We start from the raw sequence: 15418 nt of genomic DNA, 5'->3' as shown, positions 1-15418 counted from the left end.
CGACGCCTTACCGGGCGGGGCGCCTCGCCGGCGGGACGGCGCTCACTGGGGCCGCCCCAGCGTCCACCCCGACACATCGGCCAGCCGCCCCCGCCACAGCGGCAGGTGCGCGGCGGTCGTACCGCCGAAGACCAGGGTCGCGTCCCGCAGGTGGATCCAGCGCGGCAGCTGGGACGCGTAGTCGTCCGCCGCCATTTCCCTGATGCCCTGGTCCATGATCTCGGGGAACTCGGCCAGCAGGTTGGCCCCTTCGCCCTCGACCTGCCGCAGGCTTCTCGCCCAGTCCGCCTTCCACGCCTCGTGACCGATCAGGTCCCCGTGGAGAATGCCGCAGGACAACGTCAGGGTGATCGGCAGACTGGACCGCTGCTCCCTGTCCAGCAGTCTCATCAGCAACTGGAGCTGGAGATCGGGCACGGGCTCGGTGATCACCGAGGCGGTCGCCGCCGGTACCTCGACGGTTTCACTCATGGGCCACATCCCTTCGCCTGGCACAGAGGCAGGTGAACCCCTTCTGCCCCCGGCACGGGGCCCCACACCCCGCCGTCCGCGTGGTTGTGGAGCCGGAAGCGGGGAACCCGCAATTCACCTACAACTCCACCTACAGCACGGCGAATTGACGGGAGAGAGTGATGTCGCACTACAACAGTTCACCCATGGCCACGTCCCGGTCCGGGACCAACGGCCTCGCCGTCGCGAGCCTGATCTGCGGGATCGTGGGGCTCGTCTTCTTCAGTGTGATCCTCGGCCCCATAGCCATCGTCCTCGGCGCCCTCGGACTGCGCCAGGTGGCCGTGAAGGGCGGCGCCGGACTGGCCAAGGCGGGACTCGTCCTCGGCATCATCGACGTCGTCCTCTTCGTCGTCCTGATGGTCGTGGCCGCCTCGTCCGGCGGCTTCAGCTGGTACGTCGGCGGCTGACCCGGCGCTTCGTGAGCCCCGCGGGCCGGGGGCGCCACCACTCGCACGTGGTGGCGCCCCCGGCCCGCGGCCGGCCGACGGCCCGAACCGCCTGCGTCAGCAGGACGCGGTCAGGCACACTGCCCGGACGGGCCGGCGCCTCCCGGCCGTGGGGCTGCCGGGCCGCCGGCGCCGGGCCCGGGGCCGGCCGACGCGAGAAGGAGTGCCGACCACATGACGAACCGCTGGCTCGGAGTGACCGTCGACTGCGTGGACGTGGAGCGGGTGTCCGGCTTCTGGAGTGTGCTGCTGGACCGCCCGCCGGTGCCTTCCCGGCCGGGCTGGGTATATCTCGGCCGTCCCGGCGATCCGCAGCCGCGCCTCGTCTTCCAGACCGTGGCCGAGCCGAAGCGCGGCAAGGTACGCCTGCATCTCGACGTCCTGGTCGACGACATCGACCGGGGCGTCGCGCAGGTCCTCGCCCTCGGTGGCCGGTCCACCGGCGAGCGGCACGACTACGACGAGGGCGTGGTCGTCGTCATGACCGATCCCGAGGGCCACGAGTTCTGCCTGTCCCAGTTCTACTGATCCGGGGCGCTCCCGGCCGGGCGAGCATCCGCAGGCGCGGCCGGTTCCGTGTCACAGCCAGCGGCGGATGGGCACGACCGCGACCTCACGCGCCCGCTGCGCCGGTGAGCGGCGCTTCCACCGCTCGCCGTCGACCAGCTCACTCTTCTCCACGTCCTCCTCGAAGTGAGCGTCCAGCGTCGCGGTGAACTCGGTGTCGAGCACCGCGAGCATCACTTCCTCGTCGTGGTTGAGCGAGCGGCGGTTGAAGTTGGTCGAGCCGATCAGCGAGGCCACACGGTCCACCGTCAGCGCCTTGGTGTGCATCATCGTCGGCTGGTACTCGTGGATCTTCACACCGCAGGCGATGAGGTCCTCGTAGTAGTTCTGTCCCGCCAGCTGGCAGACGCGCTTGTCCGTGTACGGCCCGGGCAGCAGAATCTCCACCGATACGCCCCGTCGTGCCGTGTCGCAGAGCACCCCGATGAAGTACGCGTCGGGTGCGAAGTAGGCGGTGGTGAGCCGCACCCGCTCCTCGGCCGACTCGAGGACGACCCGGAGCAGGGTCTGCATGTCCTGCCAGCCGAAGCTGGCCGAGCCGCGCACCACCTGCACGATCGCGTCGCCCTGCGGGCGCAGCTCGATGAACCTGTCCCGCTCGGTGAACAGCTCCTCGTGGCACTCCGCCCAGTTCTGGGCGAAGGCGGCGGCCAGGCCGTCCACCGCGGGGCCGCGTACCTGCACGTGGGTGTCGCGCCACTCGTGCTCGTTCCGGGCGTCGCCGCACCATTCCTCGGCGATGCCCACACCGCCGGTGAACGCCGTGTCCTCGTCCGTGATGAGCACCTTGCGGTGGCAGCGGTGGTTCTGCTTGAGCGGCGACAGGTACAGCGGCTTGCGGAACCACGCCACCTCCACCCCGGCGGCGTCCATCATCGCCAGCTGGTCCTTCTCGATCAGCCGGCTGCCGAACCCGTCCAGCAGCAGCCTCACCCGCACCCCGGCGCGGGCCCGCTCCGACAGGGCCTCGGCGAAGGCGCAGGCGATGTCACCGCGCCAGTACACGAACGTCATCATGTCCACGGTGTGCTCGGCGCTGCGTATCGCGCCCAGCATCGCGGCGAATATCTCGTCGCCGTTGCGGAGCGGAACCAGGGCGTTGCCCTCGGTGGCGGCGATACCGATCAGCCGCTCCAGCCTGCGCCGCAGCCGCAGCGTGCGCGCCGCGAAGAGGGCATCCGGTCTGTCGTCTGTAGTACTGGACATCATTCACCTGACCGGCGTGAAGGGGAGGAACGCCGACCGACTTTACCCCCGGTCCTCCCCGCCCCGGTCAGTAGTCCCTCAGCACCCAGGTCTTCTTCTCGGGCCAGTAGTCGTACAGCGGCCGGCCGTTCATGCTCATCGTCCGGAACGGCTTCCCGTCGTCGTCGACACGCATCGTGCCGTGCCGGTCACCACTGCTCCAGTCCAGCTCCAGATACCAGCGAACGTCGTACGTCTGCGTGCGGGCGTACACGACGAGGACCACCGGATCGTTCACGGACGTCTTGAGCGGAAGCGGATTCGCCGGCAGGGTGCGGTCCATGTTCTCCGACGGGACGGCCTTGAACAGCGGCCGGGCGGCGTCGAGATTGATCTCGTACGTGGACACGAGCACCCCGCTCCCACAGCCCTGCAACATGGCATAGGCCTGCCAGGCGGGCGGGGACGTGCGGCCCACGACCCGTACGTGCATGGCTTCCAGTACGACGGCGTCCGCCTCCTTGCCCTGCACGACCAGGTCGATGCGCTTCATCCCGGCCGGTACGGCTCCGAGGGAACTGGCCCAGCCGCGCGCGTCGGCCTCGTAGGGCGGCGGGGGCACCTTCTCCGGCTTCCGGTCCAGCATGTAGGTCTGGTCGCACTTGTCCTCCCACGTCTCCGGGCGGACGTTCACGGAGAGCGGTACCCCGGTCTTCGGCGCGGTGCCGCCGGCCACCCCCGGTGACACCGTCCGGGACGGCTCCTGCTTCGCCGAGGGGGACGCCCCGGTGGCCGAGGGCGAGGTACTGCCCGACGCCTTGCCGCCCGTCGCCGTGCCGGACGGCTTCGCCTTCCCGCTCGCGGGTCGGGACGCGTCCGCGCCTGTCTCCTCGGGCTTTCCGGCCTTCCCGGCGGTGACCGTGTCGCTGCCCTGCGAGGACGACATGTTGCCGATCATCACGGTGGTGGGGACGGCGAGCGCCACCACGGCCGCGGCCGCGAGTGCTACGCGCAGGGGCCGGCGCCTCCTCGCGGAAGCGGGAGCGGGCTCGGTCACGGAGGTGGCCTCGGGTACGGGGGCGGGTTCCGTTCGAGCCTCGGCTCCGGGTTCCGTTCGAGCCTCGGCTCCGGGTTCCGTTCGCGTCTCGACTCCGGGTTCCGCTTCTGCTTGCCGCATCGGTTCCGGTACGGGTTCGGACACGGCGTCCGGTCCTGGATCCCGTACCGGGCGCGGGTCCGGCGCGGGTGCCGGTTCGGCCGGGGCCGCCGCCGGACCGGGCACCTTCCGCCGCTTCGCCTCGTCCGCCAGGATCCACTTGCGGTGCAGCGCGACCAGTTCGTCCGCCGACGCCCGGCACACCCGCGCGAACCGTTCGACGGGTGCGTAGTCGTGCGGAACAGCGTCCCCGTTGCAGTACCGGTGGACGGTGGAGGTGCTCATGTGCAGCTTCTGGGCCAGCGTTCCGTAGCTGAGTCCGGATCGCTCCTTCAGTCCCCTGAGCAGCGCCGCGAAGTCCTGGATCTCTGTCCCCACCCCGACCGTTCCCCTCTCGTTCCTTCCCGGAACGGCGTTCCAGGGAGGTGATGTTTTTGCAGGTCAGACTAGGTGCGAACGTTCCAGCGTCCCGTGTGGCCCAGCAACCGTTGCCACCGGATTCCGGGCCTGGACAGGATGTGGACACACCGCGGCGTTCCCCGCGACTCGCACATCCCACCTTCACCCGTCCCGGGAGCCGCCGTGCGTACTCGGCCTGAACTCAGCCTGACCGACACAGTCGCCACAGGGGTACTGATCGCATGTATCGCGGTCGTCACCACACTCCTGTACCGCCTCTGACCTCTCGTCACCGATCAGTACACCCGCCCGCACCTCAAGGCGCCAAAACGGCGCCCCGGGCACACACCTTCGAACGGGGAGAACCACCTCATGCGCAACCTTCGCTTCCGCCGCGCCGCCCGCACCTCCGCCCTCGGCACCGCCGCAATGGTCGCCGCACTCTCGCTGACGGCCTGCCAGGACGGCGGTACGGCAGCGGTCGGCGACTCCGCCTCCAAGCCGGCCGGATCGGCGTCCCAGGAGCCGGCGGAAGGCTCGGCCGCCCCGGCAGACAGGACCTCGGCGGCCCCGGTTTCGGACACGGGCACGAACGGATCGGATTCCGGTTCTGCCGCTGCGCAGGGTTCCGGTTCCGGTTCTGCGAAGGGTTCCGGCGCCGCGCAGCCCGCCGCGAAGCAGCCGCAGACCGGCAACAAGGACAGCGGTTCCGTCACCCTCGCCTGTGACGGCGGCAACTCCAAGCTGTCGATCGCCCCCGTGGCCCGTCCCGTCAACCACATGCTGCTCACCATGACCAACACCGGTTCGAAGTCCTGCAACGCCTACTCCTACCCGTTCCTGAAGTTCGGTGAGGCGCAGTCCGCCCCGTCGACGGTCGAGGCGAGCAAGCCCCAGGCCGTGGTCACCATCGCCCCGGGCGAGTCCGCCTACGCCGGTGTCATGACCTCCTCCGCCGACGGAAGCGGCACGGGCGGCTACTCCACGAGGGACCTGACCGTCAGCTTCCAGGGCCGCGAGGGCTCAGGCTCCACGGGCCCGTCCGCGACTGTGCCGCTCAGCAAGGACGTGTACGTCGACAGCACCCTGGCCGTCACCTACTGGCAGACGGGCATGGACGACGCCCTCACGTACTGACCACCTCGCCGTGAGGCAGCGGACCGGACGAGGGCGTTGTGCCCGGTCCCGTCCCCTGCCTCACGACGAGCCTTCGCCGAGTTGGCTGCGGGGAGCTGAGCCGGGCAACGCCACGGGCAGTAGCTCCTCCCGGTAGGACTGAGTACCCGCGCCCATGTGCGCGTACGGGCGATCCGGTTGACTCGCACGCATGCCGGACGACCTCCTCAACGCCCATACACCGAACGCATGGATACCCCGCTGGTGTCCACGCTCGTCACCCTGCCCGCCGCAGGCTTCGCCCTGCTCTACGGCGGCCTGTCCCCCATGGCGTGCGACTCCTGCAACGGCGCCGCGGCCGACCGCTTCACCGACTCGTTCGACGCGGGGTGGGCCGTCCTGTGCACCGGCCTCGTGCTGTCGCTGGTCGTGCTGGTGGCGAGCTGGGCCCTGCCGTGGCGGCAACGGCAGGCTGCGACACGCGTGTTCCTGTCGATGGCCGCACCCGGCGTCGCGGTCGTCGCCTTCGTCGCGTTCATGGGCATCGTCGACTGGCCCTGACCGAGCCACCGCCCGTCAGGGAGCCTTGAGCAGGTCGCGCAGTCCTGCGACGTACGTCCGCACATCGCGTTCGGCGGGGAGCCCGCCCGGAGCCTCCGGCTCTCCCCGCCCGGGCAGGCGGCACGCTCGGCAGAGGCCGTCGGGAAGTGCCTCCGCGCGACCGGGCGCACCGCATCCGGTGCACTCCATCATCACCCGCCGGACGGACGCACCGAGCGCGGGCGGTGCCGGGGTGGCCGGCAGGCGGGGCGGGATCTTGTCGGTGAGGCGGCGGCGTACGAAGCCCACCGGGGAGTCGACCTGGGCGGGGAGCCCGGCGGTGAGTGCCCGGCTGAGGTAGTCGGCGTCCACGCCGCGTGTGAACCACTCGGCGGCCAGCTGCTCCAGGACCGTGCAGTCGGCTCCGGAAAGCGCCAGGCGCGCGTCCGCACGGCCGAGTCGGGCCAGTGCCAGGTATGCCGGCGAAGGGCTCTGGTCGGCCGCAGCCGGGGTGGGCGCCGGTTCCTGGGGCCGCTGCTGCGGTACGGCCGGGGCGGCCGGGGCGGCAGCCGGGAGCAGGTCTGCCGCTACCACGTGCCCAGGCCCCGGCACGGACACAGCCGCCTGCTTGCCCTCGTCGGCGAGGAGGGCTGCCCACCACTCGTTGTCCCGTGCGGTCCGGGACCAGAACGTGCGGAACACCCAGCGCACTTGCCCACCCTCGCCGCCGACCATGCGCCGTACGCGGCGCAGGTACCCGGCGACCGAGAGGGCCTTGAGGGCCGAGGCGACGGCCTGCTGACCGTAGAGCGGCAGTTGCCTGGCCAGGCCCTTGACGTCCATGGCGGCGCCCTCGGGCAGGTGGTCGATGAACCCGGCGATGCTGCGCTCACGCGGGGGCAGCAGCATGAAGTCGTCAGCGGCGCACGGCTGTTGCTCCGGGGCGGATCGCTTGCCGTAGCCGGGGTGGGCCATCGGGTACGGGCGCGAGGATGCGGGGGCGCGGAGGGCGGAGCTAGTGTGCTCAGTAGCCACGGGATCGGGTTCCTAGACGTCGATCTTGCGGTGAGACCCCGGCCTGGTGTTGCTAGCACCGCGTCGGGGTCGTTCTGTTTCCGCACCGTAAGCAGTCGCGACACTCCGCTGCAAGTCGGTCACGATTAGTCATACTTGCTGATCGTAACGGGTCAGGGAGGTCGGGGAGGTGTACCCAAACCCTCTTCTACCTACCGGGTAAAGAAGGCTCTCGGATCCCGAAGCCCGCGTCCCGGCCCCCGGATCCCGAAGCTCGAGCATCGGCCCCGAGCCCGCCCCATACCCTCGAACGAGTGACCCGACCGGTCCCGGCACTCGCGTCCCGAGATCCGAGCGCCGAGCCGTTCGTCCCTCGTGACTCAGCCCGGAGACCGTCAAGACCCTCGTCTCCCGCATCCTCACCACGCTCGGACTGCGCGACCGCGTCCAGGCGGTCATCCACGCCTACCGCCGGGGCCTGGTGTCCTGACGGCAGCTGCGCCCGCTCCCTGAACCCCGGCGGGTCAGCGGCCCAGCCGCTGCGCGACCTCCGTCGCCCAGTACGTGAGGATCATCCGCGCACCCGCGCGCCGGATGCCCGTCAGGCTCTCCAGGATCGCCGCGTCGCGGTCGATCCAGCCCTTCTCGGCGGCGGCCTCGATCATCGCGTACTCGCCGCTGATCTGGTACGCCGCGACCGGCACGTCCACCGCGTCGGCGACCTTGGCGAGGATGTCGAGGTACGGGCCGGCCGGCTTGACCATGACCATGTCGGCGCCCTCCTCCAGGTCGAGCGCCAGCTCACGCAGCGACTCCCGGATGTTCGCCGGGTCCTGCTGGTAGGTCTTGCGGTCGCCCCTGAGCGAGGAGCCCACCGCCTCACGGAACGGGCCGTAGAACGCCGAGGAGTACTTCGCGGTGTACGCGAGGATCGACACGTCCTCGTGCCCGGTCTGGTCCAGGGCGTCGCGGACCACGCCGACCTGGCCGTCCATCATGCCGCTCGGGCCCACCACATGGGCGCCCGCGTCGGCCTGGACCTGCGCCATCTCGGCGTACCGCTCCAGCGTGGCGTCGTTGTCGACGCGGCCGTCCCCGGTCAGCACCCCGCAGTGACCGTGGTCGGTGTACTCGTCCAGGCAGAGGTCGGACATGACCACGAGGTCGTCGCCCACCTCTTCCCGCACCGCCCGCAGACCCACCTGGAGGATGCCGTCCGGGTCGGTGCCCGCCGTGCCCCGGGCGTCCTTCTTCTCGTCCAGCGGCACGCCGAACAGCATGATCCCGGAAACGCCCGCCGCCACCGCGTCGACCGCGGCCTTCCGCAGGGTGTCCAGGGTGTGCTGCTGCACGCCGGGCATGGCCGAGATGGCGACAGGGGCGTCGATGCCCTCGCGCACGAACGCGGGAAGGATCAGGTTCGCGGGGTCGAGCCGGGTCTCGGCGACCATGCGCCGCATGACGGGGGTCGTCCGCAGCCGCCGGGGCCGCGAGCCGGGGAAGTTTCCGTACACAGTCATCCTTCGAGACTAGACCCGCGCACATCACCGGTTTACCGACAGCCCGGCCGGAAAAACCGCCCGGAAACACGAGGGCCCGGCCGCTCCACAAGGAAGCGGCCGGGCCCTCACACACCCACTCCGACCGGTCAGGTCGTCGTCCGGCGGCGTCTCGCACCCGGACGGCGCTCACTCGGCCGCGTCACCGGGTCACCGGCCTCCTTCGCCGCGTCCCGGCGCTGCGCGCCGAAGTCCGCCAGCGCCTGGGCCAGCTTGTGGACCGACGGCTCCGGGGACAGGACGTCGACCCGCAGGCCGTGCTCCTCCGCGGTCTTCGCCGTGGCCGGACCGATGCACGCGATCACCGTCACGTTGTGCGGCTTGCCCGCGATACCGACCAGGTTGCGCACCGTCGAGGACGAGGTGAAGAGCACCGCGTCGAAACCGCCGCCCTTGATCGCCTCCCGGGTGTCGGCCGGCGGCGGCGACGCGCGGACCGTGCGGTACGCGGTGACGTCGTCGACCTCCCAGCCCAGCTCGATGAGTCCGGCCACCAGCGTCTCGGTGGCGATGTCCGCACGCGGCAGGAACACCCGGTCGATCGGGTCGAAGACCGGGTCGTACGGCGGCCAGTCGTCCAGCAGACCGGCGGCCGACTGCTCACCCGACGGCACCAGGTCCGGCTTCACACCGAAGTCGATCAGCGCCGCCGCCGTCTGCTCACCCACGGCCGCGACCTTGATCCCGGCGAAGGCGCGGGCGTCGAGACCGTACTCCTCGAACTTCTCCCGCACGGCCTTCACCGCGTTCACCGAGGTGAACGCGATCCACTCGTAGCGGCCCGTGACCAGGCCCTTGACCGCGCGCTCCATCTGCTGGGGCGTACGCGGCGGCTCCACCGCGATGGTCGGCACCTCGTGCGGCACCGCACCGTACGAACGCAGCTGGTCGGAGAGTGACGCCGCCTGCTCCTTCGTACGCGGCACGAGCACCTTCCAGCCGAACAGCGGCTTGGACTCGAACCACGCCAGCTGGTCGCGCTGGGCGGCGGAGCTGCGCTCCCCGACCACGGCTATGACCGGCCGGTGCCCGTCCGGCGACGGCAGGACCTTGGCCTGCTTGAGGACCTGGGCGATCGTCCCGAGGGTCGCCGTCCAGGTGCGCTGGCGGGTCGTGGTGCCGGCGATCGTGACCGTCAGCGGGGTGTCGGGCTTGCGGCCCGCCGAGACCAGCTCGCCGGCGGCCGCGGCCACCGAGTCGAGCGACGTGGACACGACGGCCGTCGCGTCACTCGCGCCGACCTCCGCCCAGCAGCGGTCCGAGGCGGTACGGGCGTCGACGAAACGCACGTCGGCACCCTGCGCGTCCCGCAGCGGTACACCGGCGTACGCGGGCACACCGACGGCGTTCGCGACACCGGGAACCACCTCGAAGGGCACGCCCGCGGCAGCGCAGGCGAGCATCTCCGCACCCGTGTCGCCGTCCATGCCGGGATCTCCCGTGACGGCACGGACGACCCGCCTGCCGCCCTTGGCGGCCTCCATGACAAGATTGGCGGCGTCCCTGAGCACGGGCACTCCGGCGGCTGTTGACGCCATGTCAACAACCGTCACCTCAGGCGTGCTTATCCCTGCCCGCGCATGGCAGCGGACGACGTCGAGGACGTCGGGTTCCGCCACAAGAACGTCCGCGCTCGCAAGCGCCTCGACGGCGCGAAGAGTCAGCAGTCCCGGGTCGCCGGGACCGGCGCCGAGGAAGGTGACGTGCCCTGCGGACAGGACAGGGAAGTCGGATACGACGGGGCCGGTGGGGCTCAAAGTGCTCGCTCCCCCATAAGACCGGCCGCACCCTTGGCAAGCATCTCGGCCGCGAGTTCGCGACCGAGAGCCGCCGCGCCGTCGTGCGACGTGGGAACGGATCCGGTGATGGACAGCTGCACCAGACAGGCGCCGTCGGTGGAACCGACGACACCGCGCAGGCGCAGTTCGTTGACAGTCTGACCGTCGACCAGGAGGTCGGCCAGCGCACCCACAGGTGCGGAGCAGCCGGCCTCCAGGGCGGCGAGCAGGGCGCGCTCGGCGGTCACGGCGGCCCGGGTGTGCGGGTCGTCGAGCTCGGCGAGAGCTGCGGCGAGGTCGGCGCTGCCGGCAGCGCACTCGATCGCCAGTGCCCCCTGGCCGGGAGCAGGCAGGACGGTGTCGACCGGCAGGAAGTCGGTCACCTCACCGGTCCGGCCGAGACGGCTGAGCCCGGCTGCGGCGAGAACCACCGCGTCCAGCTCACCGCTCCGTACGAAGCCGATACGCGTATCGACGTTGCCCCGGATCGCGACGGTCTCGATGTCGAGTCCGTGCGACCGGGCGTACGCGTTGAGCTGCGCCATGCGGCGCGGCGAACCGGTGCCGATACGGGCACCGGACGGCAGTTGCCCGAAGGTCAGCCCGTCCCGCGCCACCAGTACGTCGCGCGGGTCCTCGCGCGGCGGTACGGCGGCCAGGACGAGGCCCTCCGGCTGTGCGGTCGGCAGGTCCTTGAGCGAGTGGACGGCGAAGTCCACGTCGCCGCGCAGCAGCGCCTCGCGCAGGGCGGCGACGAAGACGCCGGTCCCGCCGATCTGCGCCAGGTTCTCCCGGGAGATGTCGCCGTACGTGGTGATCTCGACCAGCTCGACGGCGCGTCCGGTCACCTTGCTGACGGCCTCGGCGACGATGCCGGACTGCGCCATGGCGAGCTTGCTGCGCCGGGTGCCGAGCCGGAGCGGCTTGGTGTTCTCCCCACCCAGGGGTGAGTTGTCGGTCATGACCGCCCTCTATTCGGGTCGTTCAGGTCTGCCCGGGAGACGGCGGCCACCGTCTGCGGGTCGAGGTCGAAGAGTTCACGCAGCGCATCGGCGTACCCGGCACCGCCGGGCTCGCTGGCGAGCTGCTTGACCCGCACGGTGGGCGCGTGCAGGAGCTTGTCGACGACGCGGCGCACGGTCTGCGTGATCTCGGCGCGCTGCTTCTCGTCCAGGTCGGGAAGGCGTCCGTCGAGCCGTGCGATCTCGCCGGCCACCACATCGGCGGCCATGGTGCGCAGGGCGACGACGGTCGGGGTGATGTGTGCGGCCCGCTGGGCGGCGCCGAAGGCGGCGACCTCGTCGGCGACGAGCGTGCGCACCCGGTCCACATCGGCGGCCATCGGGGCGTCCGCGGACGCCTCGGCGAGCGACTCGATGTCGACGAGGCGCACACCGTCGACGCGGTGGGCCGCTCCGTCGATGTCACGCGGCATGGCGAGGTCGAGGAGGTGCAGCCGGACGGGACCGGTGGCCGCGGACCGCACGGGCACCCGGCGCACGGCCCGGTCCCGGGCGGCCACGGAACCGTTCTCCACCCAGGCGGCGTGCTGGTCCAGCTCACCGGGCGCCGCGGCGGCCGGGGCCGTGGACGGCTTGTACGCGGTGTCGAAGTCGACGCCGAGCGCGTCGGCGACGGACTCGGCGGTCAGCACGAGCCCGGTGGCACCGGTGCACGACACGACGACGTCGGCACGTGTCAGTTCGTCGGCCACCTCGCCCATCTCGACGGCGCGGGCCGAGCTCCGGCCGCTCTCGCCGAGGATCTCGACGAGCCGGTCGGCACGGGCCCGGGTCCGGTTGGCGACGACGACCTCGGCGACACCGGCGCGCACCAGGGTGGCGGCGGCGAGCGAGGACATCGAGCCGGCGCCGATCACGAGGGCACGCTTGCCGGCGGCCCACTCGGTGACCTCGGCGCCGTCCGCGAGCTGCTCCAGACCGAACGTGACGAGCGACTGCCCGGCCCGGTCGATCCCGGTCTCGCTGTGGGCGCGCTTGCCGACCCGCAGGGCCTGCTGGAAGAGGTCGTTGAGCAGACGTCCGGCGGTGTGGAGCTCCTGCCCCCGCGCGAGCGCGTCCTTGATCTGGCCGAGGATCTGGCCCTCGCCGACGACCATCGAGTCCAGCCCGCACGCCACCGAGAACAGGTGGTGGACGGCACGGTCCTCGTAGTGCACATAGAGATAGGGAGTGAGCTCGTCCAGTCCGACGCCGCTGTGCTGCGCGAGCAGCGTCGACAGCTCGGCGACGCCCGCGTGGAACTTGTCCACGTCCGCGTACAGCTCGATGCGGTTGCAGGTGGCCAGCACGGCCGCCTCGGTCGCGGGCTCCGCGGCGAGGGTGTCCTGCAGCAGCTTCGTCTGGGCATCGGCCGGCAGCGACGCCCGCTCCAGCACGGACACGGGGGCGCTGCGGTGGCTCAGTCCTACGACCAGGAGGCTCATGCCGGCATCACGGCGGGCATGTCCCCGTCGGGTCCCTTCCGGCCGGCGGGAGTGGCGCGCATGGGCGGCGCCTGACCGGCGTCGGCGTCCACGGCCGCGCCGCCCTCGGCGGCGGCTTCCTCACCGGCCTTGCGCTGCTCGTGGAAGGCCAGGATCTGGAGCTCGATCGACAGGTCGACCTTGCGCACGTCGACGCCGTCGGGCACGGAGAGCACCGTGGGCGCGAAGTTCAGGATGGAGGTCACCCCGGCGGCGACGAGCCGGTCGCAGACCTGCTGGGCCGCTCCGGGCGGGGTGGTGATGACTCCGATGGACACACCGTTGTCACTGATGATCCGGTCCAGGTCGTCGGTGTGCTGGACGGCGATCCCCGCGACGGGCGTACCCGCCATGGCGGGGTCCGCGTCGATCAGAGCGGCGACCCGGAAACCACGGGAGGCGAAGCCGCCGTAGTTGGCGAGCGCGGCGCCGAGGTTACCGATGCCGACGATGGCGACGGGCCAGTCCTGGGTGAGCCCGAGTTCACGGGAGATCTGGTAGACGAGATACTCGACGTCGTACCCGACACCGCGGGTGCCGTAGGAGCCCAGGTAGCTGAAGTCCTTGCGCAGCTTGGCGGAGTTGACCCCCGCCGCCGCGGCGAGTTCCTCGGAGGAGACCGTGGGAACCGAGCGCTCGGAGAGCGCCGTCAGTGCGCGTAGGTACAGCGGAAGCCGGGCGACGGTGGCCTCGGGAATTCCTCGGCTACGGGTCGCCGGTCGGTGAGTTCGGCCAGTTGCCACGGTGCTCCTGCGGGATGAGCGGGGCTGCAGGCGGTCGTATGTCCTATGACCGCCCCGTCGACAGCAGGCTATGTCTTTGTGAACGCGTGCACAAAGATAGTGTCCGTTTTGTCCGGTCAAAGTGACCGGGGTCACGCACTTTCCGCGCGTGGTCCCGGAACTCGCTACCTGATCAGCCCGTTGCGGGCCCGAAGGGGGCAAGGCGGTACACACTCCTCATGTCCACGCCCCCGAGACCACTCAAAACGCCCACGATGGTAACCGGATTTCACCCGGGAAGCCCCCTTCGCGCCCCCGCAGGCTCCGTCTACGCGCCGAGCGCCGCCCGCAGCCTCGCCGGGTCCACCCGCCAGAACGTGTGCTGTTCCTCATCGATCAGCACCACCGGGATCTGCTCCCAGTACTCCTTGTACAAGGCCTCGTCCCGCGTGATGTCCTTCTCCACCCACGACGCGCCGGTCTCCTCGCAGACCGAGCTCACCACCGACCGCGCCTCGTCACAGAGATGACAGCCGGGCTTCCCCACGAGGGTCACCACCCGGTCCGCGGGCTTCTTCTTCGCACGACGCAGCAGGGCACTCATACCCTCATTCTGCGCCCCCGGGACACCCGCGCCCTCACCCGTTCGGCAGGACCGTCCCGAAGAGTTCACACCGCCGCATCCCGCCGGGTCGGGAACGACCGAACGCAATGGCTATGCTCACGCCATGGCCGCTCTTGGATGGCTCACACCTCGCAGGCGCCCCGCGACAGCACGGAGCGTGCTGGCAGGCGAGGCCGCAGCCGAGGCAGCGCAGAAGGCGACACTCCCCGCCGACGAGTCCCCCTTTCCCCCCGACGCCACCGATCTTCTGACCGCCGCCGGAGAGCCCGGCGAGCCGGCGTTCCCGGTGGCCGGTGACGAGCGGGCGGCAGCCTTCTTCGACCTCGACAACACCGTCATGCAGGGCGCGGCGCTCTTCCACTTCGGCCGGGGCCTCTACAAGCGGAAGTTCTTCCAGCGACGGGAGCTGACCCGGTTCGCCTGGCAGCAGGCCTGGTTCCGGCTGGCCGGTGTCGAGGACCCGGAACACATGCAGGACGCCCGCGACAGCGCCCTGTCCATCGTCAAGGGCCACCGCGTCGCCGAGCTGATGTCCATCGGCGAGGAGATCTACGACGAGTACATGGCCGACCGCATCTGGCCCGGCACCCGCGCCCTCGCACAGGCCCACCTCGACGCGGGCCAGAAGGTCTGGCTGGTCACGGCGGCCCCCGTGGAGACCGCCACGATCATCGCCCGCCGCCTCGGCCTGACCGGCGCCCTGGGCACCGTCGCCGAATCGGTCGACGGCGTCTACACCGGCCGCCTGGTCGGTGAACCGCTGCACGGCCCGGCGAAGGCCGAGGCCGTACGCGCGCTGGCGGTCGCGGAAGGCCTGGACCTGGAGCGCTGCGCCGCGTACAGCGACTCGCACAACGACATCCCGATGCTCTCCCTGGTCGGCCACCCGTACGCGATCAACCCGGACAGCAAGCTGCGCAAGCACGCCCGGGCCCTGGACTGGCGGCTGCGCGACTACCGCACCGGCCGCAAGGCGGCCAAGGTCGGCATCCCGGCCGCAGCGGGCGTCGGCGCCCTGGCCGGTGGCACCGCGGCCGCCGTGGCCCTCCACCGCCGCCGCCGCTGAACCCGGACGCGCCGACCGCCACCCGCCCTCGGCCGCGTTCGGGTCTCGCCCCCGTTCCGGGCCACGCCCGGGGACGTACGGCCATACGTGAGGGGTTCGCCGACCTCCCCCACCCACCGCTCCGGCCAGTCGCGTTGCGTACGGACGACCACAACCCGTCGCCTCCGCAGACAGTTGATGAAGCAATTCGTTCATTTACCGGTCACGATCTGTCGCCTGAACCGTCACTTAGAGGCTACGGAAGCGA

Annotated in this window: 15 protein-coding genes and 1 pseudogene; 6 read left to right on the top strand and 10 right to left on the bottom strand. The window is 71.1% G+C overall.

The window, feature by feature from the left end; genetic code table 11:
• Positions 1 to 42: 42 nt before the first annotated feature.
• Positions 43 to 471 (bottom strand): hypothetical protein, encoded by a 429-nt coding sequence (locus tag QFZ58_RS21260; protein ID WP_307126489.1) that lies wholly within the window; start codon positions 469 to 471, stop codon positions 43 to 45.
• A 161-nt stretch (positions 472 to 632) separates the two neighbouring features.
• Here QFZ58_RS21260 and QFZ58_RS21255 point away from each other — a divergent pair, with 161 nt between their 5' ends.
• Positions 633 to 920, top strand: coding sequence for a DUF4190 domain-containing protein (locus tag QFZ58_RS21255; protein WP_307126488.1), 288 nt, complete (start codon positions 633 to 635; stop codon positions 918 to 920).
• Positions 921 to 1133: 213 nt separating this feature from the next.
• A complete protein-coding gene (locus QFZ58_RS21250; RefSeq protein ID WP_307126487.1) occupies positions 1134 to 1487 on the top strand; it encodes a VOC family protein in 354 nt (117 codons plus the stop codon).
• 51 nt (positions 1488 to 1538) lie between these two features.
• Here QFZ58_RS21250 and QFZ58_RS21245 read toward each other — a convergent pair whose 3' ends face one another.
• Both QFZ58_RS21245 and QFZ58_RS21240 read right to left on the bottom strand, forming a co-directional pair.
• Positions 1539 to 2732, bottom strand: a complete 1194-nt coding sequence (locus QFZ58_RS21245) for a phosphatidylserine/phosphatidylglycerophosphate/cardiolipin synthase family protein (RefSeq protein WP_307126486.1) — start codon at positions 2730 to 2732, stop codon at positions 1539 to 1541.
• Between the two features lie 67 nt (positions 2733 to 2799).
• Complete coding sequence (locus QFZ58_RS21240; RefSeq protein ID WP_307126485.1) at positions 2800 to 4245, bottom strand: helix-turn-helix domain-containing protein; 1446 nt, start codon at positions 4243 to 4245, stop codon at positions 2800 to 2802.
• A 393-nt stretch (positions 4246 to 4638) separates the two neighbouring features.
• Here QFZ58_RS21240 and QFZ58_RS21235 point away from each other — a divergent pair, with 393 nt between their 5' ends.
• Both QFZ58_RS21235 and QFZ58_RS21230 read left to right on the top strand, forming a co-directional pair.
• Entirely contained in the window at positions 4639 to 5403 is a 765-nt protein-coding gene (locus QFZ58_RS21235; protein ID WP_307126484.1) for a DUF4232 domain-containing protein, read from the top strand.
• Positions 5404 to 5631: 228 nt separating this feature from the next.
• Positions 5632 to 5943 carry a hypothetical protein gene (locus tag QFZ58_RS21230; RefSeq protein ID WP_307126483.1) on the top strand — a complete coding sequence of 104 codons (312 nt, stop codon included), beginning with the start codon at positions 5632 to 5634 and terminating at the stop codon, positions 5941 to 5943.
• A 15-nt stretch (positions 5944 to 5958) separates the two neighbouring features.
• Here QFZ58_RS21230 and QFZ58_RS21225 read toward each other — a convergent pair whose 3' ends face one another.
• Positions 5959 to 6957 carry a MarR family transcriptional regulator gene (locus QFZ58_RS21225; RefSeq protein WP_307126482.1) on the bottom strand — a complete coding sequence of 333 codons (999 nt, stop codon included), beginning with the start codon at positions 6955 to 6957 and terminating at the stop codon, positions 5959 to 5961.
• 358 nt (positions 6958 to 7315) lie between these two features.
• Between QFZ58_RS21225 and QFZ58_RS21220 the strand changes: the two are divergent.
• Positions 7316 to 7426: pseudogene (locus QFZ58_RS21220) on the top strand (DNA-binding response regulator); the annotation flags it as partial.
• A gap of 34 nt (positions 7427 to 7460) precedes the next feature.
• Here QFZ58_RS21220 and hemB read toward each other — a convergent pair.
• The 6 genes from hemB to QFZ58_RS21190 all read right to left on the bottom strand — a co-directional run bounded on the left by hemB (position 7461) and on the right by QFZ58_RS21190 (position 14084).
• Positions 7461 to 8456: a porphobilinogen synthase gene (gene hemB, locus QFZ58_RS21215; RefSeq protein ID WP_307126481.1), complete on the bottom strand. Its 996-nt coding sequence runs from the start codon at positions 8454 to 8456 to the stop codon at positions 7461 to 7463.
• A 128-nt stretch (positions 8457 to 8584) separates the two neighbouring features.
• On the bottom strand, positions 8585 to 10252 hold the full coding sequence (locus QFZ58_RS21210; RefSeq protein WP_307126480.1) for a bifunctional uroporphyrinogen-III C-methyltransferase/uroporphyrinogen-III synthase: 1668 nt from the start codon (positions 10250 to 10252) through the stop codon (positions 8585 to 8587).
• Positions 10249 to 11235 carry a hydroxymethylbilane synthase gene (gene hemC, locus QFZ58_RS21205; protein WP_307126479.1) on the bottom strand — a complete coding sequence of 329 codons (987 nt, stop codon included), beginning with the start codon at positions 11233 to 11235 and terminating at the stop codon, positions 10249 to 10251. The genes QFZ58_RS21210 and hemC overlap by 4 nt, the downstream gene beginning before the upstream one ends.
• Positions 11232 to 12719, bottom strand: a complete 1488-nt coding sequence (locus QFZ58_RS21200; protein WP_307126478.1) for a glutamyl-tRNA reductase — start codon at positions 12717 to 12719, stop codon at positions 11232 to 11234. Before QFZ58_RS21200 ends, hemC begins: the two co-directional genes overlap by 4 nt.
• Positions 12716 to 13501, bottom strand: coding sequence for a redox-sensing transcriptional repressor Rex (locus tag QFZ58_RS21195; protein ID WP_307126477.1), 786 nt, complete (start codon positions 13499 to 13501; stop codon positions 12716 to 12718). Before QFZ58_RS21195 ends, QFZ58_RS21200 begins: the two co-directional genes overlap by 4 nt.
• 307 nt (positions 13502 to 13808) lie before the next feature.
• Complete coding sequence (locus QFZ58_RS21190; RefSeq protein ID WP_307126476.1) at positions 13809 to 14084, bottom strand: glutaredoxin family protein; 276 nt, start codon at positions 14082 to 14084, stop codon at positions 13809 to 13811.
• Between the two features lie 124 nt (positions 14085 to 14208).
• Here QFZ58_RS21190 and QFZ58_RS21185 point away from each other — a divergent pair, with 124 nt between their 5' ends.
• Positions 14209 to 15171 carry an HAD family phosphatase gene (locus QFZ58_RS21185; protein WP_307126475.1) on the top strand — a complete coding sequence of 321 codons (963 nt, stop codon included), beginning with the start codon at positions 14209 to 14211 and terminating at the stop codon, positions 15169 to 15171.
• Positions 15172 to 15418 lie beyond the last annotated feature (247 nt).

Origin of the sequence: Streptomyces sp. B1I3 (assembly GCF_030816615.1) — a bacterium.
Classification (GTDB): domain Bacteria; phylum Actinomycetota; class Actinomycetes; order Streptomycetales; family Streptomycetaceae; genus Streptomyces.
Note: the sequence above shows the minus strand (reverse complement) of the source record. Positions and strands in the feature narration are given on the sequence as shown.